We start from the raw sequence: 22,352 nt of genomic DNA, 5'->3' as shown, positions 1-22,352 counted from the left end.
AAAGAAATGAAGACTAAAAATATATCACTGATCCTGGTAGCGGCCGGCCTCGCAGCACTAGGAGCATGTAAGAAAGATTTTCTTGATACCACACCAACCAGCATCATCACCGATGCGGCCGTGTGGGGCGATTCCTCGCTGGCAGAAGCCTATGTTACAGGAAGATATATCGGTGTAGGCGGCAATAACGATGGTGGAAAACCAGGCTTTGGCCGCGGTTTTGAAGATGCCTGGATGAGTTCTGTAACGGACGAATCCATGGTGGTATGGGACAACAACACCTGGTTTGTGCAACAGGGCGCCCTTACCCCGGACAGAACCGGCTGGATGAGCGATACCTGGATCAGGAGCTACCGCAGCATCCGCGAAGTAAACTACGCTTTAGCCAATATCGATAAAGTGCCGATGAGTGATTATGGTAAAGAAAAACTGAAAGGGGAACTTCATTTTATCCGCGCTTACCGCTACCAGGACCTGATCCGCAACTTCGGTGATGTGCCGCTGGTAGGCGACCGTGTTTACAACCTGGATGATACCAATTTCGATTCGCTTTTTATCCGTAAACCGGTGCAGGAATGTATTCAGTATGCCGTGAATGAACTGAATACAGCTGCTGCCATGATGCAGAATAAAAGCTACCCCACTGGCCGTGGCTCATACGCCGCCGCGCTGGCGCTGAAAGCGCGCCTGTTGCTGTATGCCGCCAGCCCCTTGTATACCAAAGGAACCAACGATAAAACAAAATGGGCCGCCGCCGCTGCTGCCGCCGCAGATGTAATGGCGCTGAACAAGTTTACATTGTACAACAACTACAAAACTTTATTCACCATCAGCGGCACCAGTGAAGATATCTTTGAACGGGTATATTCTCCTACCAATGAGCACACCAACCTGGAACTGGTCAACGGCCCTAATGGGTATGGCGGATGGGGTGGGAATACCCCGATGCAAAACCTGGTTGACGATTATGAAATGGCTGATGGCTCCCGTTTCGACTGGAACAATCCCGCAGAAAAAGCAAATCCTTACCAGAACAGGGATCCGCGTTTTTATGCCAGCATTCTCTATAACGGCGCGCCTTACAGAACCCGCAACGTGGAAACATTTCTTCCCGGCGGTAAAGACAGTAAAGATGGTAACGGCAACTGGAATACCAGTCCTACCGGCTACTACGTAAGAAAATATATCAATGAAGGCAACCCGGTTGAAAATCCGAATCAAACCGCTTACCAGCCCTGGAAGTATTTAAGATATGCAGAAGTGCTGCTCAATTATGCTGAAGCGCAGAACGAGGCTGCAGGGCCGGATAATACCGTGTATAAAGCCGTAAATGATATCCGCGCAAGGGCAGGCATGCCTGAACTGCCGAAAGGATTATCGGCCGACAGCATGCGTATCCGCATCCGCAACGAACGCCGCATTGAACTGGCTTTTGAAGAACACCGCTATTTCGATGTACGCAGGTGGAAGATCGCCGAGGTGACAGAAAATATTCCGGGCTACGGCATATTACCATCCAAACAATCCAATGGTACAATCGTATATACCAGGATTATTGCGCTGGATAACCGCAAATTTGATAAAACAAAAAATTACTGGGTGCCTGTTCCGCAATCAGAAATAAATTCATCCGGAAGAAAACTCCGTCAGAATGACGGGTACTGATATTCTCCTTAAAATGATACGGATAGCGGGCAACCTGTTATCCGTATTGCGCATAAAGACCTGTAGCTATAAATTTAAAAGATTTTTTTCATGACACGATTCTTCCATTTAAAACAGGGCATCTGGTTATTGGCGATGTGCTGCTGCGGACAAGCATTCGCACAGGATGCCAGGCCATTGACGATACCTGTGGAATCAAAGAACAACGCCGTGGTATTGCAGGTAGATGCAAAAGGACAACTGTCTACCATCTACTTTGGTACTAAGCTATCCAATGCGGCAGAATACCAACAGGCGCCGCTGGCATACAAACAAACCGAAGACTATTCAACCGTATCCAATGCCGCTTATGCTGCCGCCGGCACAAAAAACCTGATGGAACCTGCCATCGCAGTAACGCATGCCGATGGCAACAATGCACTGGACCTGCGTTATGTAAGTCATAAGGTGACTGCCCGCGGAGCCGGTGTGGAAGAAATCAGCATCCTGCTGAAAGACCCGGTATACCCGTTTGAAGTAACGTTGTACTATAAGGTATATAAAGCGGAAGATGTAATAGAGCAATGGTCGGTGATCAGGCACCAGGAAAAGGGAAATGTTACCCTGCAGAAATTTGCATCTGCCAATCTTTATCTCAAAGCTCCCCGTTACTGGCTCCGCCAGTATCATGGCGACTGGGCAAGAGAAATGCAGCCGGAGGAAACACCGCTTACACATGGCATTAAAACGCTGGACTCCAAACTGGGCACCCGCGCCAATTTATTCCAGCCGCCGGTATTTATGGTGTCGCTGGATCAACCGGCTACAGAAGACCAGGGCAGCGTGCTATACGGATCGCTGGAGTGGAGCGGAAATTTCAGGATCGATCTGGAACTTGACAACCTGGATAACTTACGGATCATAGCAGGGATCAACAATTATGCATCTCCCTATGTATTAAAAACAAATACTGCTTTTGAAACACCGCCGTTCCTCTATACCTTTTCCACAAAAGGAAAAGGAGAGGCCAGCCGTAAGCTGCAAAGCTGGGCGAGGAATTATAGAATACCGGATGGAAAAGGAGAGCGGCTTACGTTACTGAATAACTGGGAAGCCACTTATTTCAACTTCGATGAATCTGCACTGAAAGGGTTATTAAAAGATACCAAAGACCTGGGCGTGGACCTGTTCCTGCTGGATGATGGCTGGTTTGGGAATAAGTTCCCGCGTAACAGCGATCATGCAGGGCTGGGCGACTGGCAGGAGAACCGCAAAAAACTGCCTAACGGCATCGCTGCACTGGATAGCATGGCACAGCTCAACGGGGTGAAATTTGGTATCTGGATAGAGCCGGAAATGGTGAATCCAAAGAGTGAGCTGAATGCCACACACCCCGATTGGGTGTTAAGACAACCCGGCCGCGAAGAACATTATTTCCGGAACCAGCTGGTGCTGGATTTAAGTAATCCAAAGGTGCAGGATTTTGTGTTTAAGGTGGTGGATTCGTTGTTCATAAAAGCGCCTAAATTATCTTATATTAAGTGGGATTGTAATGCCGTTATTTACAACGCATGGTCGGCTTACCAGCGGCAGCAGCAATCGCAGTTATACGTGGAATATGTGCGGGGCCTGTATAAAGTACTGGCCAGGGTACGCGCTAAATATCCAAAGGTGTCGATGATGCTTTGTTCCGGTGGCGGCGGCCGTGTGGACTATGCCGCGTTGCAGTACTTCACGGAGTACTGGCCCAGCGATAATACAGATCCTTTGGAGCGGATCTACATCCAGTGGGAAAATTCCTATTTCTACCCGGCTATTGCCAGCGCCAACCACGTAACCGACTGGGGAAAACAACCGATTAAGTTCAGGGTGGATGTAGCCATGATGGGCAAGCTGGGTTTTGACATTGTGGTAAAAGATTTAAAAGAGAAAGATCTTGCTTTCTGCAAGGAGGCGATTAACAATTATAGTGCTTTGAAAGAGGTGATCTGGCACGGTGACCAGTACCGGTTGGCAGATCCGCACGAGGGCAGCGTAGCCGCCATAATGTATCTCGATGAAAAGAAAACCACCGGCGTGTTGTTTAACTACCTGGTCAATTACCGCTATGGCGAAGGCAGCAAATTTCCCATCCGGTTAAAGGGCCTGGACCCTGCAAAGAAATACCGCCTGAAAGAAATTAATCTTTATCCCGGCGAAGCAACAACTATCCCGGATAATGCTATATTTACCGGCGAATTTTTAATGAACATCGGGTTTAATCCGCAGCTGAATGTTAAAAGAACCAGCGTGGTTATCCAGATCAACGAAGTATCCTGATTATCTATGAACAATTTCCAGTTAGAAGAACATCCACACCAGCGATTAAACATTTTAACGGGCGAGTGGGTATTAGTATCGCCGCACCGTACCAAAAGGCCATGGCAGGGCAAAGTAGAAAAGGTAAACAAAGATCCGCTGCCGGCGTACGATGCATCCTGTTATTTATGCCCGGGCAACAGCCGCATGGGCGGGGATCTGAACCCGGCCTACACGGAACCTTTCGCATTTACCAATGATTTTGGCGCATTGATGGCAGATACGCCGGCAGGCGTAGCAATAACAGATGACTTACTGCATGCACGGGGCGTGAAAGGCATCTGCCGCGTGATCTGTTTTTCTCCGCGGCATGATCTCACGTTGCCATTGCTGGAAGTAGCAGACATAAGGAAAGTGATCACGTTGTGGCAGGAGGAATACCGGCAGCTCTCCGCAGATCCCGCTATCAGGTATATCCAGATCTTTGAGAACAAAGGCGATATCATGGGATGCAGCAACCCTCATCCACACGGACAGATCTGGGCAACCAGCGATTTGCCGGCGGAACTGATCAAGGAAACATCTCACCAGGAAAAATATTATGAAGCTACCGGCAAAAGCCTGCTGCAAAGTTATGTTGCCCTGGAGTTAAAGAAACAGGAACGGATTGTTTGTGAGAATGATCACTTCGTGGCATTAGTGCCCTTCTGGGCGGTTTGGCCTTTTGAAACCATGATCATCAGCAAACGGCATGTACCGGATCTGATGCATTTTACGGAAGAAGAGCAGCTTGCGCTGGCGGATATTTTAAAAAGATTAACCACAAAATATGATAACCTTTTTGAAACATCTTTCCCTTACTCCGCTGGTATGCACCAGGCGCCCGTAAATTCGGGGGATCATCCGGAATGGCACTGGCACATGCATTTTTACCCACCGCTGTTGCGTTCTGCATCCGTGAAAAAGTTTATGGTAGGATATGAGCTGCTGGCCAGTCCGCAGCGCGATATTACGCCGGAATGGGCCGCCAGGAAGTTACAATCCCTGTCTGAAACCCATTATTCACTGCAAAAAGTTGCAAGTGTTGAAAAAACGCAATAGCTTAGTAGGATAGTGTAGTACAGTTAATTCCAGATTAATTTTCCTTACATGCAGGACGTATACGAACAGATACATGAACTGGAAGGAATTCCCGGTCTTTCTAAACATGAACAATTTGTTCAGGGAATTATCAATGCTATCAATTCAAGATTGTTGTCGAGGGGCGACCCATTGCCTTCTGTGAATAACCTGATCGGAGAGCTGGGATTTGCAAGGGAAACTATTGCCAAAGGTTATAAGGAGCTGGTGGAAAGAGGTATTGTGGCATCGCAAAACCGGAAGGGCTTTTTTGTAAGCAGCGATGATACCGGCCAGCAGTTGAAAGTAGCGTTGTTATTATTTGCGTTTGATACTTTCCAGGAAACATTTTATAAAACTTTCCGGGCACATCTCGGGGAGAACATACAGCTGGATGTTTTCTTTCATCACAATAACATCGAGGTATTTGAGAGCATTGTGGCATCTGTAAAGGGCCGCTATGGCATGTACGTGGTGGCGCCTATTCCGCATCCCAAAACCGCGGAGATCCTGCGGGGGCTGCCGGTGGATAAGTTCCTGATGATTGACCGCTACGAACCGTTGAACATGGATTGTTCTTACATTGTGCAGGAGTTCGGGGAATCTTCCTACAGGGCATTCACTGCGTTAACAGCTACCATAAAGCAGTTTGATGAAATGATCTTTTATTACCGGCCCTCTACGGATACGCCGATAGAAATACTCAAGGCTTTTAAGCGTTTTATAAAAGATCATAAGATCAACGGTGTTATTAAAACGGAATACGTACCTGGTACGGTGGCAAAGGGAAAAGTATATTACACCATCAATAATACGGAGTTGTGGGCTATCCTGAAAGACTGTGTGGAAAAGAAAATGACGCTTGGAAAGGATGTAGGCATTTTATCTCACAATGATGATGTGGTAAAGGAAATTATCTGCAATGGAATTACCACTTATTCCACGGACTTTAAATTAATGGCGGAGAAGGCAGCAGTTTTTGTACTGAACCGGGAGAAGATCCAGGAAGTACTGCCTACCGTGCTGATAAGAAGAAAATCTTTGTAACAGTAATTATTAATGCCACTTTCTACTATTATAAGCTTTGCTTTTTTCGTGGTGCTCATGACGGTATTGTCGTGGTACATTACAAGGAGGCACCAGTTGAAAACAGCCGCCGACGTATTCCTTGGCAGCCGCAGTTTAAACTGGCTGGTAATAGGCGGTGCGCTCATCATGACCAACATCAGCGCCAACCAGTTTATTGGTGAAAACGAGTCTGTTTTCATCAATAACATGTCTATTATGTCGTGGGGTGTTACTTCTGTATTTGCGATGTTGCTGGTAGGCGAGTTCCTGATGCCCATCTACTTGCGTATAGGCGCTGTTACCACACCGGATTTCCTGGAAGTACGGTATGACCGGGGCACCAAGAAAATTGTTTCCGTTATTTTCCTGCTCAGCTACCTGGTAAACCTGATTCCCGCGGTATTGTACGGCGGTGCGGTGGCTTTTAACGGGATCTTTCACCTGAATGAGCTGCTGCATATCAGCTATTGGTCTACCATCTGGCTGCTGGCCTGCCTGATAGGCATCATGGGCTTTTTCTACAATGTACTGGGCGGATTAAAAGTGATCAGTATCTCCGATACTTTGCTGGGCGGCGGTATGATCATCGGCGGATTGCTGCTGCCGTATTTCGGGTTTAAATACCTGGGGCATGGCGATGCGGAAACCGGTTTGCTAACCGTACTCGGCACCCATACCAGCCATTTAAATGCTATCGGTGGTGCACACGATGCAGTTCCCTTCAGCACTATTTTTACTGGTATGCTGCTGGTGAATATTTATTACTGGGGCATGGAACAGTTTATTGTGCAGCAGGCGCTGGGTTCCGTGAACCTGGAGCAAAGCCAGAAGGGAATTGCGCTGGCATGTTTGTGTAAATTGTTGTCGCCGCTCATGCTCAACATTCCCGGCCTTATTGCCGTGCACCTGTATATCCATCCACAGGCAACGGCGGAAGTGTTTCCCAGGATGGCGGCGGATGTGCTGCCGCCGGTATACACCGGTTTAATTGCGGCTATTGTTTTTGGTGCAGCGCTCAGCACTTTTAACGCAGGGTTGAACAGCGTGGGTACACTGTTCACTATGAATTTGTATAAACCTTTTATGATAGCCCGCAAAGGCAGCATCACGGATAAAGAACTGATCAGCAGAACCCGCCTGTTCCAGGTACTGGTATTGCTCACGGGTATTGTGATTGCACCCTTTATCATGTTGTTCAAGGGAGGTTTTTATAATTATATCCAGATGCTGGCGGGGTTTTTCAGTCTCCCGATTTTTACCATCATGGTGGTGGGCATGGCTACCCGGCATGTTCCGCCGGTGGCGGCCAAAGCGGGATTGGTATTTTTCCTGGCTGTAAATGTATTACTGCAATGGGTATTCGACACCGGTATCCATTACCTGCATTTGTTGGCGATGACGTTTGTAATAACGGCAGTGCTGATGCTGATCATCGGTAAAATAAAACCGATGGCCGTACCTTATCAGCCGGCGGTGATCCCGGTGGTATCGGTAGAACCCTGGAAGAACCGGCACTGGTACAGCGCTGCTTTACTGATATTAATGGTGTTGCTATTTATCATCTTTTCACCACTAGGACTTGCAAAATGAATAACGCTCTGATCTGGTGCAGATACCTTTTATCTGTTACGGGAATGCTTTGCCTGTTAACGCCGTTGCATGCGCAGCAGGCCGCTCATGTCAAACATATTTCCTTCGGGAAAAACAATTACATCGCCTACGATTTACGGAAAGGTACCTACTCCGTGTGGACCGGCGGAAAAGAAATCATCCGGCATGCATTTGCGTTTTATGAAGATGCCGGCCGGCCAGATACCCTTCCTGTTAACCGCACTTTTACCAGTGTACCCGTGAAAGATGGTATGGGAGAAGGAACCCGGTATGTGATTACATCTGCCGGTAACGGCGTAAAAAAACAGCAAATATTTTATGTATATAAAGGGAAAGATGGTTTTTATACTTCGTTAACTCTGCAGGGAAAGGGCGCCCGTTCCCGGGCGATGAGCCCTTTAACAGGGGAAGCGGCTATTTATACCAGCGGGGTAGTCGTTCCTTTTGATAATGATGCATGGATCAGGTACCGTGTAGCGGATCAGCGCGGCCCGGCATTTACCAGTTCAGAGGTAACTGCGTTGTACGACAGTCTTACCAACGCTGGACTGATACTCGGCTCGGTAGAGCATAACAATTGGAAAACAGGGGTAAAGGTGGAAGATTCACACGTTTCTGTAGTGGCGGGGTGGACTGATAGTCTTGTTACCCGCGACAAAATACCCCATGGCATAGTTACGCAGGGCGATACCCTGTGCAGCTCCCCGAAAATCCTGGTACTGCCGGCCGCCAACTGGCGCAAAGGCATGGAGCAATATGGCAGTGCTAACCGCCTCGCAGAGCCCCGCTATATTTTTGAATGGACGGGGGCAAAGCCGCTGGGCTGGAACAGCTGGGGAAGTATGCAAACGAAGTTGAACCTGGTGAAAGCCAAACAGGTGGTCGATTTTTTTGCAGACTCCTGTAAAACGTTCCGTGCTAAAGATGGCAGCCTTTACATAGACCTCGACTCTTATTGGGATAACATGACCAAAGGCGGCATGACCGGCGATTTCAGCCAGTTGAAAGAATTTGTGGCTTATTGCAGACAACGGGGATGTAAACCCGGTATTTACTGGGCGCCGTTCGTAGACTGGTCCAAATCGTCCCGCGTAGTAGAAGGAAGCCGTTATAATTACGAGGAAACCTGGACCAAAGTAAACGGGCAATACCACGATTTTGATGGCGCCCGTGCCATGGACCCCACTCATCCCGCTACCCGCGACCGCATCGCCTATCTCATCAAACGGTTCAGGGAAACCGGCTTTGAAATGATTAAGATCGACTTCATTGGCCATGCGGCCATAGAGGCAGATGGCTGGTATGATCCTTCTGTGCATACGGGCATGCAGGCGTTCAGGAAGGGCATGGAATTCCTGGTAGATCAGCTGGATAGCAAGATGCTGGTATACGCCGCTATTTCGCCCGGTATGGCCACTGGCAGATATGTGCATATGCGCCGTATCGCCTGCGATGCGTTTAAAAACATTGACGAAACAGCCTATACCCTTAATGCTACCAGTTTGGGTTGGTGGCAGAATGAAGTATACGATTTTACCGATGCAGATCACGTAGTGTTTGCGGGCGCCAGTCCCGGTGAGAACAGAGCCCGCCTTGCCTCTGCCATCGTTACCGGCACCGTTGTTACCGGCGACGATTATGCTGAGCACAGCAGCGCTTCCGGCGTGGCACAGCAGCTGTTGCAAAACCGCGAGGTGCTGGAAGCCGCACAGTTGCCTAATGGTTTTGTTCCGGTAGATCACCATACCGGCGAAACCCCCTCCAGCCTGTTTGTACACAACAGCGGCCGGTTTACATACCTGGCCGTGGTGAACTATAACAGGAAAGCCACCGCTTTCGAAGCTGATTTTGATAAGCTGGGACTCAGCCCCGGGGAATATCTCTGTAAAGAATTATTCTCCGGTAAAACATCCAGGGAGAAAGGGAAGATCCATGTAACGGTAGACGCTGCGGACGCCATGATCTTCCGGTTGGAGAAGAAATAAGGACCGGTATACCCGGAAGCGCAGCTATATGCCGTTTTTATTATTTTTATCTCTAACTTTAATAAAAAAAATGGAAAATAGAGGGCTGCTTTTTATTCCGGATATAAGTGGCTTTACCCGTTTTGTGAATGAAATAGAGATTGAGCACAGCCGCCATATTATCCAGCAACTGTTGGAACTGCTGATAAACGCTAATCAGTCGGGCCTGGAAGTGTCTGAAGTGGAAGGCGACGCCATCCTGTTCTATAAGTTTGGATCCCCGCCGGAGCTGGAAGTACTGTATAAGCAGGTGGAAAAGATGTTCTGCGAATTTCACCGGTACCTGGTCAATTACAATCACCGCAAAATTTGCCAGTGTAAAGCATGTGTATCCGCTATTGACCTTACCCTGAAGGTAATTACCCACTATGGCGAGTTTACCACCTACCAGGTAAAGAATTTCAGTAAGCTGATAGGGAAAGATGTGATAGTGGCGCACCAGTTGTTGAAAAATGATATAGAACAGCATGAATACTGGCTGGTAACAGATAACCTGTTGCATGATGAGCCGCCGGAAGGACTGGCGCAATGGATGACATGGGATGCCAGCATCAAACAAACAGAAACCGGTAATATTTCTTTTCACTACACGCATTTAAGTGAACTGCGCAATACCTTACCACCTGATCCCGATCCACAGATAGAGCTTAAAAATAAAACGAAAATGATTTCTGTGTCGAAGGAATTTGACCGGGATATAAAAACGCTCATTTATAGCGTCGTGCATTTTGAGTTCAGGCACCTGTGGCAACCCGGTGTGGTGGCAATAGACGAAGTAGAACATTTTCTGCCCGGCGTAGGTAGCCGTCACCGGCATGTGATGGATAATGGCGAACATGTGATAATGTTCACCAGCAGTTTTTCGTACGATCCGGAACAAAAGGCGTTGTTCAGTGAAACAGATGAGAAGCGGCATAACGCTTTCTACTATACGGTGGAAAAGGTAACAGACCAGAGAAGCCGGTTGACTATTGATTATTATCTCCCTAAAAATTTTATACGGCAATGGCTTTTCCGGCTCACGGAAAAAGATAAGGTAGAAGTGGGTTTATGGAGGTCGCTCGAAAAGCTGGAGCCTGTGGTAATGAATATGAAGTTGCCGCTGGATTTTTAAGAAAAGAGGCGACTCGCAGGAGTCGCCTCTTTTTATTTCTTCCTCTACTCATGAAATACAGGCATGGCGGGGAAATACCATCCGTTGTAAGTAATCGTTTTTTTCAATGTGGCCGTAGTGGCATCATACATCAGCACCCTGTTCACATCCCCGGTGAAGGAACCGTTCAGCGTAGTCATCACCAGTTCATTTTTATCCTTGTTATACGCTGCGCCGGCGCCATAGAAATACTGGCCGGAAGGCAGTGTAATAAAAGGAGATGCAAGAGATGCCGTGTTACCAATGATATAGCGATACAGTTGGGTGCCACCGGCAAAGCCGTTGTTACGCACAATGTAAACGGCATTTTCCGTTGTAGAGGCAGTGATGGCAGCATGACGCCATGCGCCCCATGGGGAAGGTACCGTGAAAGGCAATTTCACTGCGGTTCGCGCCAGTGTAACCGGATCTATGCGGATCAGGGAATCTGCGTTGGTGGCATATACGCCGCCATCTTTACCGGCAGCAAAGGCCAGGTTGGCTGCGCCGAATTTTTTTACTACGGCATAGGTACTGCTGTTTAAAGCAACGATACCATCTGTTTGGGATAACACAAAAATATAGCTGCCGGCTTTTAACATATCACCGGTATAACCCGCTACACCAGTTACTTTAGCACCTACAGCAAGGGAAGGTAACGTGATGGGATATACGCCGTCCTTTGCACTCAGCAATCCGCGGGTGGCATCCACACCGATAAAAGCATGACCATCATTACCCGGCAGGGTGGTAATACGGCCGGTTTCCACGAGGCTGCCGGCATCTGTCACTACCAGCGGGCCGCCTGCTTTTACAACAATATACATTTTACCGTTGAAGATAGTAGCATACTGCAGCGTGTTGGATGGGCCACCCAATGCGCCTGCGGGGTTCTCTGCATGATAAATGTTAGGTACAAGACTATCGCCGCTGTAGGAGTAGAAATGCAGGTCACCGGTGCCGTGACCAAACCACCCTTCGTTGGCGATAAAAAATCCATTGCCGTATTTGCCGGCGATTAATGAAGCCGTAACACCGCCGGTACCCGTTTCGCTTGTGCGTTGGCGTTCGAGCGGCTGTAACGCATCATCTTTTTGGCAGGAAGCAACAAACAGCATCAGTGCTGCAGACAGAAAGGATAATAACTGTTTTTTCATATTTATTGTTTTATTAAGAAAATACAACGCACGTTTCTCCCGGGGCAAAACCCTGGAGAAATGATCATAATACCGGCTATCCTCCGGAATTACGCCTAAGGCTAAACGAAAAAAAATAACAGCGCATAAAATGGCTGGCAGGCCCACATTCACAGCATTTCACCCGAAAGCGTTGAATGATTAATTACAAGAGGCAGGTCTTCTGGCTTACCTGCTTTTCCGGGACCTTCCCATCTGCCGGACAGGCAGACAGTGGTATGGAGTTCATCCGGAAAAACAATTTATCTGACGATAAATGCAGGATTACAGCTACGGGGATAGCTCCGGTTTTACACCGGATTCCCTTTTAATCCGCCACGGGGCGGAACCAAATGCGGAAGCAAACCTACGGTAATTAGGTATAATTGCCAAAATGATGTGGTAGGAGGAATTTCAGTGGATGGGTTGCCTTTGTAACCTGTTAACTCATAAAAAAAGCGTGATGCAATTCAACATTGCACCACGCTTTACAAACAATATTTCTATAAAACTTATCCCTTCATCTGCCACGCCTTCGTTTTGGTAAACGCTCTCAATCCCTGGTGCGATAACGTTGCGCCAAAGCCGGAGTGCTTCCTGCCCGCCCACGGCAATCCTGCTGTAACCCGGTCGCAACAGTTCCAGTAGCCGGTACCCGCATTTACCTGCGAAAGGATTTCCTGCGCCCTTTCACCATTGGAAGAGTATACCGATGCAGTAAGACCATACTCCGTATCGTTCATTAGTTGAATAGCTTCTTTATCACTGGTTACTTTCATGATGCCTATCACCGGGCCAAAGCTTTCTTCCTGCATAATTTTCATGTTGTGATCCACATCCGTGAGAACGGTGGGCTCAAAGAAGTTGCCATCATGTACAATGATATGACCGCCGAGTTTCAGCGTGGCGCCTTTTGCACGGGCTTCCAGTACCTGGTTTTCGAGTACTTTTAACTGTTCCTTTCTCGTGATGGCGCCAAAGTACACGCCGTCGTCTGTAGGTAGTCCCAGTTTCCACGACTTCACTGCTTTTACAAATTCAGCTACATATTCATCGTATACTTTTTCATGTACATAAATGCGTTCTACTGCGCAGCAGCTCTGACCGTTGTTATAAAAGGCGCCGTCGGCTGTAGCTGATGCCACTGCTGCGATATCTTCGATGTCGTCTGTTACATACAGCGGATCTTTTCCACCCAGTTCGAGTTGACAGGGCAGCATCCTGGAAGCAACTTTTTCATAAATGTATTTACCGGTTTTATAAGAGCCGGTAAAGAAGTAGCCGTCTACCCGCAGATCCATGAGGCTTTCGCCGGTGGCTTTCCCGCCAATGGCTACCTTGAAAGCATTTTGCTCAAGACCGGCATAGTAAAAAAGTTTCTCTATTTCCATACCCGTTAGAGTAGCATATTCGGAAGGTTTATACAACACAGTATTGCCCGCCAGCAGGGCCGGAATAAAAACATTTACACCTACCAGGTAGGGATAATTCCAGGCGGAGATATTGCAGATAACGCCCAGTGGTTCGTAGGAGATTTTTTCTTTTAAGCTATCTGTATTCGTTACCCATTCGTCCGACAGGTACTTCTCTGCGTTCTCCAGCATCCAGTTAATCCTGGCTACGGCGCCGTTGATTTCATTGCGTGATTGCTGCAATGGTTTTCCGGTTTCAGCTGTAAGCACGCCCGCCAGTTTTTCCACTCTCTTTTCCAGCTGCTGGTTGAACCGGGTAATTACTTTGATGCGTTCTGCCAGTGGCTTGGCCGACCAGCGGTCGAATGCCAGCCGCAGCAACGCGGTTTTTTCAACTACCCTTGCCAGTGAATCTTCTCTGAGAACGGCGAGGGTTTGTGCGGTGGCAGGATTAAAGATTCTCATTTCGTATGGTTTCTAACTGCTTGAAGAAATTGTGTTTTGATTTGCTGGGAAAGCGGGTTGTTTTCTTTCTCCGGCATTCTTTCCGGATGCCATTGCACGCAAAGCATAAAGCCTTTACCGGTTTTATCTTTGAACTCAATACCCTCAATCATTTCATCGCTGGTGTCGGAGGTGGCGCTTACCATAATATTATTTCCCAGCCTGGCCGGGTGGATGCCCTGGTGATGCGCGCTGTTCACCTGTCCTTTTTCCTGGCCGGTAATGCTGTACAGCAATGAGTCTTTCCGGATATTTACGCCGTGTATTTTATCGCTGATATCTTTTTTATGAATTTTGTTGGCGGCTTCGCCGATGTCTTCATATACTTTCCCGCCTTCCAGGATGTTGATGTATTGTAATCCGCGGCAGATGCCTAATACAGGCAGCTGTTGCTGTTGGGAATACTCATAGATGCGTTTTTCAAAAGCATCCCTTTCCGGCAGAAATTCCTGCGGCTGATGCGGATAGTTTTCGGCGCCGCCATACAGCGAGGGAATCACATCCACGCCACCGGTAAGCACCAGGCCATCGCAGGTATAAATATCTTCCACGTTATTACGCAGGAAGGAAAGGATCACCACTTCGAGGTCATCGCCGAGGTCTTCGGGTGTAAACCAGTTTTCATAATTGACAAAACTGGCTTCTGTATAGCTGATCCCTATCTTTTTCTTCATGATCTAAAGCGCGTTTAGGTACAACTGTTTGAAATCTTCCCGGGTAACCGGTTTAGGGTTATTGGGATGGGCGAAATCGGCAAGTGCCAGGTCTGCCAGTGTGTCCACATGTGCGTTGGTAACACCGATATCGCGGAGGTGATGCGGGATATTTATCTTTGCATTAAGATCGAAAAGATATTGTACCACTGCTTCGCCTGTTTCTTCTTTTAACTCCAGTGTTCTGGCGATGCGCCGGAATTTTTCTTCAAAGCCTGCAATATTGAATTGCATGCCATAAGGAATATTTACGGCATTAGCGAGACCGTGATGCGTGTCCAGCAGGGAGGAGAGAGGATGTGCAAGGGAATGCACCACGCCCAGTCCTTTCTGAAAAGCGATGGCGCCCATCATGGAAGCCATGAGCATGTTGCTCCTGCTTTCTATGTCCGGTTTGTTAGTAGCTTTTTCCAGTGAGTTTTTAATGAGATAGATACCTTCCAGGGCAATGCCATCACACAGGGGATGTGGATTCTTTGCCAGGAATGCTTCCATGTTGTGGGTCAATGCATCCATGCCCGTGGCGGCGGTGATAAACGGCGGCAGGTCCATGGTAAGAGCCGGATCCGCAAATACAATCTTCGCCATCAGTTTAGGTGAGAACAGTATTTTTTTCTGATGGGTGTCGTCGTCGGCAATGATGGCGCTTCTGCCCACTTCGCTACCCGTGCCGGCGGTAGTAGGTACGGTGATAAAATGAGGTACGTCGTTGGTCACATAAATATCGCCGCCTATCAGGTCGTCGTATTTAAACAGGTCTTCCCGGTGGTTAACCCGCAGCACAATGGCGCGTGCCACATCCAGCGCGGCGCCCCCGCCAATACCGATGATGCTGTCGCGTTGTGTATGATCCCAGAGATCCGTGCCCTTATACACATCGCTCTTCACCGGGTTTTTGTGGATATCACTGAATACTTCCACGGAGATGTGATGTGCCTGCAGGTCACTCACGATCGATTTAAAAAATGATAATCCAGCTATCGTTGGATCGGTAACGATCATGGGCCGTGATAATCCGTTTTTCTGTAAATAGGCTGGCAGCTCGCTGATGACGCCTGCGCCGAAACGGATAGTAGTAGGAAAATTATACTGAAATGCCATATGCTGATGCTTAGATGATTTCGAAATATCTTTTAAGTTCCCAATCGGTCACTGCTTTGGCATATTGCCGCCACTCCCATTCCCTGGTTAACGTAAAATGTTCCACAAAAGGTTCACCAAACAGTTCTTTTGCAAGGGTCGATTCCTTCATTTGTTGGGTGGCCACATGAAGGTTCTGTGGTAATACACCATTCGAGGTGTCTTTGTACCCATTGCCGGTGGTCAATTTTTTTTCAAGCACCATTTTATTTTTCACGCCATACAACCCGGCAGCCAGGCAGGCGGCCAGTGCGAGGTAGGGGTTGGTATCCGAGCCAACTACCCTCGTTTCCAGGCGGGTGGCCTTTTTATCGCCCGGCAAGGCCCGTAATGCCACCGTTCTGTTGTCTATGCCCCAGGTGAGCGTAGTAGGAGCCCAGGCGCCTTCTACCAGCCGTTTATAGCTGTTAATGGTAGGCGCTATCATGGGTAATATGAAAGGTAAACAGTGCAGCTGCCCGGCGATGTAACTTTTCATGATGGCACTCATTTTATGTTCGTCGTGTTCGTCGTAAAATAAATTCTGTTGACTGCCCACATCCCAGAGGCTCTGGTGCACATGCCCGCTGCAGCCTGGCAGGCTTTCATGGATCTTAGCCATGAAGGTGGCCATTACGCCATGTTTGTATGCGATCTCTTTTACAGCGGTTTTAAACAGTATGGCCTGGTCGGCGGCCTGTAAAACCCTGCCATACTTAATAGCTGCTTCATAAACGCCGGGCCCTGTTTCTGTATGTAATCCTTCTACCGGGATATCAAATTTTACCAGTTGTTCAAACAGGCTGCTCATGTACTCATTCTTTAACGCGCTGCGCAGGATAGAATATCCAAACATGCCGGGCGATAAAGGCGTAAGGTCGCGGAACTGTTTCTGGTGAACGGTATCAGGCGTTTCTGTAAAGTTAAACCATTCAAATTCCTGTGAGAAATACGGCAGAAAGCCACTGTTTTCGGCATCTGCCAGCACTTTTTTCAGGAGCTGCCGCGGACAGGTGTACACCGGTGCATTGTCGGCCTGTACAAAATCCCCGAGGAAAAAAGGCACATCGTTTTCCCAGGGAATTTTCCGGAAAGTGCTGAGGTCAATTTTTACCTGTGCATCGGGATAACCGGTATGCCAGCCGGTATATTTCACGTTGTCGTACACCACATCGCTCATGTCCCAGCCAAAGGTAACATCGCAGAATCCCAGCCTGCTCTCTGTTACAGACGCAAATTTTTCTGCTGCAATATATTTCCCTCTCAGTACACCGTCGATGTCCGCTACCGCTACTTTTACCTTACCCGACGGATGGTTTTTTACGTACGTTAATATTTCGGAAGTTGTCATGTGTGAGCAGGTTTAAAAATTTTGTACAACAAAAAGGAAACGGCCAACAGGGAGAAATAGATCAGTCCAAGTTGCAGGTTGAAGAAAAACATCGCAACAATGGAAATGCTGGCGATCACCAGTGCAATTACCGGGAAGGCAGGGTAGAAGGCTACCCGGAAAGGCCGTGGCAGATCAGGCTCCTGTCTTCTCAAAATAATAATAGACACCATGGAAATGATATACAAGGTGAGCGCGCCGAAAACGGATACGATAATGATTTCGGAAGTTTTGCCCGAAAGCAGTGCCAGTATCCCGATCACCATGTTGCCAAGAAGCGCGTTGGCGGGCGTATGGAACCGCGATGAAATTTTACCGAGGGCAGCAGGAAGGTTGTGTACCCTGCCCATCTCATAAGTAGAGCGCCCGGCGGCGAGGATAAGTCCGTGAAAGGAAGCCACCAGCCCGAATAATCCTACGGTGATCAGCAGGTGATACATCAGGTGACTGCTCCCGGTAATTTTTGCCAGCGCCAGCGGGAGAGGAGAGTCGGAGGTTTCCCCGCTGATCCCGTTCTTATATACAATTGCCTCCCATCCGGCAATGCCGGTGGCGGAAATAAATATAAGGACACAGAGAATGGCCAGCGTGAGGATGGCCCATCCAAAACCTTTGCTGATATCGCGCTGCGGGTTTTTGGTTTCTTCGGCTACATTGGCAATGCCTTCGATACCAAGGAAAAACCAGATGGCAAAAGGGATGGCGGCAAAGGCGCCGCCCCATCCGTTGGGAAGTGCGTTGTTGGTAAGGTGGACCGCCTGGAATTTCGGCAACGACAAACCGGCGAAGAGCAACAGTTCTCCCACAGCAAAAACGGTAACGATCACCTCAAAAGAAGCAGCAGCTTTTACACCATAAACATTCAGCCCGGTGAACACAAAATAAATGGCAATGGCACTGGTGAGGATGGGTACCTGCGGAAAAAAAGCGTTGAAATAAGCGCCGATGGCGAATGCAATGGCAGGCGGCGCCAGGATAAATTCAATGACCTGGGCTATACCGGCAATAAAGCCGATATTCTTTCCCATTGCCCTGTTTGCGTAGTCAAAAACTCCTCCTGCTTTGGGGATGGCGCAGGCCAGTTCAGCATAGCTGAAAGTAAACGTTACATACATCACCATGATCACAAGTGTGGCAATGGCCATACCTCCTGTACCGCCTTTTTCAAGGCCAAGATTCCAACCAAAATACATTCCTGAAATAACGTATCCTACTCCAAGTCCCCACAACATAAAGGGAGTCAGTGTTTTCTTTAAGCCCTTGTTTTGTGTCATTTGAAAGATCTCTATTGCGTGTATGTGTAATATAATATAAATTAAAATATTATTTTACTACAGGGAAGAAGACCTTTCCAGCCGGGCCTATTCTTTTGCAAATCGTATGGTCATAGTGGTTACTTCCCGTACCCAACGCGCCGGCTTCTTTTCGCCGGGCACTACTATTCTGAACGGCCCTATGCCGGCCGGCAGCGGCTGCCCGTCCACCTGGTCGGCCAGTATCACTACCCGGTTGGTGAAGGCGGTATCCAGTTCTGCAAGGGCAAATACTGCTTCGTATCCATCGCTGGCTTTCACCAGCAGGTATTTGGACATATTTTTTCCCCTCAGCTGAGCGCCTTGTGTTACGCCTGCCTGCTGCAAAAGATCCGCTACAGGTACACCGGAATAACGATGCGGTTTCCCGTCATGATCAGTAGCCGTGACTTCCGTTTTTTTCATCCTGCTGATATCATCGGCATTGAGTTTCAGCGGGTGGGTAACTTCCCCTTGTACAATGATGGTGGCAGAAGACGTTTGTGCGGATACGACGGATGTTGCCAGTATAGCGAGAAATAACCCGGTTAATTTGAAAAGCATGATCGTTTTTAAATTAAAAGAATGGAAGACAATAATATCACTTTGCAGACAAAAAACGTAACTCCATCTGACATTAATATGCATTATTAGGCTAATGTTTAATCCGGGTCAAATGCGGTTTAAATTCTTTCCCGCCCGTTTAACGCCGCTATTCTTACCTTTGACGCAAGTTAATCGCTTTATGAGTATCCGTATGCCAAAAATAGCGGGTGTAGTGATGATCACTATATTCTCCCTGCTTATTCTTTTTCACCTGCTGATCGTGGCGAAAGTTTTACCTTATTCCCTTGTATGGGGAGGAAGACTGAGGTCACCAATGGAAATGTACCGGTTAGAGGCTATCTCTGTTCTGGTGAATGTATTTTTCCTGCTGGTGGTGCTGGGGAAAAGGAAGCTATTGAAGCTGCCTGCCAATGGCAAGGTTTTAAGCCTGGTACTGTGGCTGATGTGTCTTTTATTTTTTGTAAACACCCTGGGTAACCTCATCTCCATCAATAAATGGGAGCAGCTGATCTTCACGCCAATGACGTGTATCCTGGCCGTTTGCGCCGCCATACTGGCCCGCAACCGGTAATCTTTTGAATCCACCGGCATCCAAAAATGGATGAAAAGATTACAGGAATGATGCTTAAATTACAGGGGAATAAACCGATGCTTAGATGAAAACTGGAAAAACACTCCCCGCCGCCATTACCATCTTCGGCGCCAAAGGGGATCTGACTAAAAGAAAACTGATTCCTGCGCTTTATAATCTGTACACCGATAAACACCTTCCGCCTGTATTCACCATTTATTGCGTGGATTTCCTGCCCGAAGATGAAACTGCCTTTAAACTCGACCTGCTGGCAGGGATCAATGAGTTTAGCCGCAACGGCAAAGCAGATCCGAAAGAATGGGAAGGATTTGCTAAAAATATCTCTTACCTCCAGGGCGATTTCCTGAAAACAGAAACCTATACCGGCCTGAAAGAGAAGCTGGATGCGTTTGGAAAGAAACAGAAACAAAACGGTTCCCGCATCTTTTACTTTGCAGTGGCGCCACGTTTTATCGAAATCATTGCGGAAGGCTTATACAAGCACACCATTTGCAACCGCGATGGCCTGGACCGTATCGTAGTGGAAAAACCTTTCGGCACCGACCTTGATACGGCTAAAAAACTCAACCGCTTCCTGACAAAACGTTTTGCTGAAAAACAGATCTACCGAATTGATCACTACCTCGGTAAGGAAGCCGTGCAGAACATTATGGCGTTCCGCTTTGCCAACTATGTATTTGAACCGCTGTGGAATAAAAAATATATTGATCATGTGCAGATCAGCGTGGCAGAAGAAGTAGGCGTAGGAAAACGCGGCGGCTACTACGAAGGCAGCGGCGCCCTGCGCGATATGGTGCAGAATCACCTGCTGCAGCTGTTGTGTATTGTTGCGATGGATTCACCGGAGTTTTACCAGTCGGAACTGATCCGCGATGCGAAAGTAAAAGTACTCAAAGACATCAGGCCGTATACACCGGCACAGGTGCTGAAAAACGTTATCCGTGGCCAGTATACGGCCGGTAATGTACACGGTGTGCCACGTTTGCCCTACCGTAAGGAAGAACATGTGCTGTCCGCTTCCAATACAGAAACCTTTGTGGCTGCAAGATTGTTTATTGACAACGACCGGTGGAAAGGCGTGCCTTTCTTTTTACGCACGGGAAAATCCATGCCGGTGCAATCGTCTGTAATTGTGGTGCAGTTTAAAGATTCTCCCCATAAAATTTTTAAAGACGATATCACGCCCAACAGGCTGATCATCAGTATTCAGCCGGAGCTGGAAATAAGTTTGTTGTTTGAAAGTAAAGTGCCTGGTTTGAAGATGAAATTAAAACCGGTGGAGATGGATTTCACTTACCAGGAATCTTATACAGAAACGATTCCCGAAGCATACGAAGCATTGTTGCTGGATGTGCTGGATGGTAACCCTACTTTGTTCATGCGTGCAGACCAGGTGGAAGCTGCCTGGAAAGTAGTAATGCCCATCCTGGATACCTGGAAAAAATACCCGGCAAAAGAACTGCATTTGTATAAGGCCGGCACCTGGGGGCCCACCGCGGCTACCGCCTTGTTAAAGCCTTACGCAAAGGACTGGTTCCGTTTATCGGCAAGGGAAGACAGTATTAAATAGAAGAGTATCGAATAAAAAGAAAGGAGTCGTTTTTATAAACGACTCCTTTCTTTTTATTAGGGCGTGTAGGTAACATTACTGCCGTAGAGGATATTGGATACACTGGAGAAGTACACATGTTTATCGGTGCTGGTAAGATTGTACCAGAGATAAATACCATAACCGTTGTTCTTCGTTTGCGTGGCCAGTGAATTGGCAGTGCTCTGGCTGGTACTCTGAATGTCCACCGCCGCAGGGCCTAACTGTGCCTTTGTAAGGCCGGCTACGTTAGGTACGGAATAAGAGCCATAAATAGCATTCCAGCTGTAGTTAACAAAGTCGCCCACTTTTTTCCCACCCCACGATAACCTGGATGCTGCCGGGCCATAGTAGTAGAAGGAGATAATTTTTGTGGGCATCAGCTTACGCAGTTCATCTACCAGCATCACAAAGGAGCTGTCGTTTGGCTGCGTGGTGCCGTTGTTGCCGTAGTCGGCATACTCATCATCAAAGTCAATTCCATCCAGTCCGTAGTACGTAACGGTGTCGCTGAGCTGTTGGGCAAAGGCGCGTGCAGCGGTTCTGCTGGTGAAGTTACAGAAGCCCGCGCCCTGGTGATTGCCGAGAATAGACAGCAATACTTTCATCCCTTTATTTTGCAGGGGCACAATTTGCGTAGCCTTGTTGGCCAGCACGTTGGATACGTTGGGATTGTTGTACAGCACGGCTTTCTGGGTACTGGTGTTGTAGTTGATATTGGCGGCAAAAATAATGGCAATATCAAACAGCTGTTGCCCGCCGGTGGTTAATGTGTACTTGCCGGTATTGAGTAAACTGTTGCTGTTTACTTCTACATAACAAACAGACATGCCTCCGGCTTTGGTAACGGTTTCTACATGCGCGCCGGTGGCGCTTTTGCCGGGATCGGTTGAAATGCTGGTGTTGCTTTCTTTTTTACAGGCGGTGAAAAACAGGGCGGCGCACGCCATTCCTACGGCCAATAGCCGTAACGGGTGAAATTGTTTTTTCATAATGGAATGAATGTTTAAATGATCAGGAAATCTGGGTTCAAATTTTGGTTACGGGTTTTCCGGTCTGGTGGCTCTTATAACAAACGTATGCTCAGGTTAACTTAAAGATATT

The 22,352-nt window shown here is 47.9% G+C and carries 17 protein-coding genes and 1 riboswitch; of the genes, 9 read left to right on the top strand and 8 right to left on the bottom strand.

Features of this window, described 5'->3' with window-relative positions:
* Positions 1–6 precede the first annotated feature (6 nt).
* The 7 genes from QFZ48_RS03710 (at position 7) to QFZ48_RS03680 (ending at position 10,878) form a co-directional block, all read left to right on the top strand.
* Entirely contained in the window at positions 7–1,665 is a 1,659-nt protein-coding gene (locus QFZ48_RS03710) for a RagB/SusD family nutrient uptake outer membrane protein (protein ID WP_429045638.1), read from the top strand.
* 90 nt (positions 1,666–1,755) lie between these two features.
* Entirely contained in the window at positions 1,756–3,963 is a 2,208-nt protein-coding gene (locus QFZ48_RS03705) for an alpha-galactosidase (protein ID WP_429061193.1), read from the top strand.
* 6 nt (positions 3,964–3,969) lie between these two features.
* Positions 3,970–5,043: a UDP-glucose--hexose-1-phosphate uridylyltransferase gene (locus QFZ48_RS03700; RefSeq protein WP_429061191.1), complete on the top strand. Its 1,074-nt coding sequence runs from the start codon at positions 3,970–3,972 to the stop codon at positions 5,041–5,043.
* Positions 5,044–5,091: 48 nt separating this feature from the next.
* The gene (locus tag QFZ48_RS03695; protein ID WP_429045644.1) at positions 5,092–6,108 is read left to right on the top strand and encodes a GntR family transcriptional regulator; all 1,017 of its coding nucleotides are present in this window, start codon (positions 5,092–5,094) and stop codon (positions 6,106–6,108) included.
* 12 nt (positions 6,109–6,120) lie between these two features.
* On the top strand, positions 6,121–7,719 hold the full coding sequence (locus tag QFZ48_RS03690; RefSeq protein WP_429045646.1) for a solute:sodium symporter family transporter: 1,599 nt from the start codon (positions 6,121–6,123) through the stop codon (positions 7,717–7,719).
* Between the two features lie 44 nt (positions 7,720–7,763).
* Entirely contained in the window at positions 7,764–9,725 is a 1,962-nt protein-coding gene (locus tag QFZ48_RS03685; RefSeq protein WP_429061189.1) for a hypothetical protein, read from the top strand.
* A gap of 70 nt (positions 9,726–9,795) precedes the next feature.
* Positions 9,796–10,878 carry a DUF2652 domain-containing protein gene (locus tag QFZ48_RS03680; RefSeq protein WP_429061187.1) on the top strand — a complete coding sequence of 361 codons (1,083 nt, stop codon included), beginning with the start codon at positions 9,796–9,798 and terminating at the stop codon, positions 10,876–10,878.
* A gap of 44 nt (positions 10,879–10,922) precedes the next feature.
* Here the strand turns inward: QFZ48_RS03680 and QFZ48_RS03675 are convergent, their stop codons facing one another.
* The 7 genes from QFZ48_RS03675 to QFZ48_RS03645 all read right to left on the bottom strand — a co-directional run bounded on the left by QFZ48_RS03675 (position 10,923) and on the right by QFZ48_RS03645 (position 19,065).
* Positions 10,923–12,053 carry a DUF5074 domain-containing protein gene (locus QFZ48_RS03675; RefSeq protein ID WP_429045651.1) on the bottom strand — a complete coding sequence of 377 codons (1,131 nt, stop codon included), beginning with the start codon at positions 12,051–12,053 and terminating at the stop codon, positions 10,923–10,925.
* Between the two features lie 175 nt (positions 12,054–12,228).
* Positions 12,229–12,440: riboswitch (cobalamin riboswitch) on the bottom strand.
* A 143-nt stretch (positions 12,441–12,583) separates the two neighbouring features.
* Entirely contained in the window at positions 12,584–13,948 is a 1,365-nt protein-coding gene (locus tag QFZ48_RS03670) for an aldehyde dehydrogenase family protein (RefSeq protein ID WP_370909848.1), read from the bottom strand.
* A complete protein-coding gene (locus tag QFZ48_RS03665) occupies positions 13,945–14,661 on the bottom strand; it encodes a gamma-glutamyl-gamma-aminobutyrate hydrolase family protein (RefSeq protein ID WP_429061185.1) in 717 nt (238 codons plus the stop codon). The genes QFZ48_RS03670 and QFZ48_RS03665 overlap by 4 nt, the downstream gene beginning before the upstream one ends.
* Before the next feature lie 3 nt (positions 14,662–14,664).
* A complete protein-coding gene (locus QFZ48_RS03660) occupies positions 14,665–15,801 on the bottom strand; it encodes an iron-containing alcohol dehydrogenase (protein ID WP_429061183.1) in 1,137 nt (378 codons plus the stop codon).
* Positions 15,802–15,811: 10 nt separating this feature from the next.
* Complete coding sequence (locus QFZ48_RS03655; protein ID WP_429061181.1) at positions 15,812–17,170, bottom strand: glutamine synthetase family protein; 1,359 nt, start codon at positions 17,168–17,170, stop codon at positions 15,812–15,814.
* On the bottom strand, positions 17,167–18,483 hold the full coding sequence (eat, locus tag QFZ48_RS03650) for an ethanolamine permease (RefSeq protein ID WP_429061179.1): 1,317 nt from the start codon (positions 18,481–18,483) through the stop codon (positions 17,167–17,169). The genes QFZ48_RS03655 and eat overlap by 4 nt, the downstream gene beginning before the upstream one ends.
* 87 nt (positions 18,484–18,570) lie before the next feature.
* A complete protein-coding gene (locus QFZ48_RS03645; protein ID WP_429045657.1) occupies positions 18,571–19,065 on the bottom strand; it encodes a molybdopterin-dependent oxidoreductase in 495 nt (164 codons plus the stop codon).
* 181 nt (positions 19,066–19,246) lie between these two features.
* Between QFZ48_RS03645 and QFZ48_RS03640 the strand changes: the two genes are divergently transcribed.
* Positions 19,247–19,639, top strand: coding sequence for a hypothetical protein (locus QFZ48_RS03640; protein WP_429045659.1), 393 nt, complete (start codon positions 19,247–19,249; stop codon positions 19,637–19,639).
* 85 nt (positions 19,640–19,724) lie between these two features.
* Entirely contained in the window at positions 19,725–21,230 is a 1,506-nt protein-coding gene (zwf, locus tag QFZ48_RS03635; protein WP_429061177.1) for a glucose-6-phosphate dehydrogenase, read from the top strand.
* Positions 21,231–21,286: 56 nt separating this feature from the next.
* Here zwf and QFZ48_RS03630 read toward each other — a convergent pair whose 3' ends face one another.
* The gene (locus QFZ48_RS03630) at positions 21,287–22,240 is read right to left on the bottom strand and encodes an endo-beta-N-acetylglucosaminidase H (RefSeq protein WP_429061176.1); all 954 of its coding nucleotides are present in this window, start codon (positions 22,238–22,240) and stop codon (positions 21,287–21,289) included.
* Between the last annotated feature and the right edge of the window lie 112 nt (positions 22,241–22,352).

This window comes from Chitinophaga sp. W2I13 (genome assembly GCF_050434005.1).
Classification (GTDB): domain Bacteria; phylum Bacteroidota; class Bacteroidia; order Chitinophagales; family Chitinophagaceae; genus Chitinophaga.
Note: the sequence above shows the minus strand (reverse complement) of the source record. Positions and strands in the feature narration are given on the sequence as shown.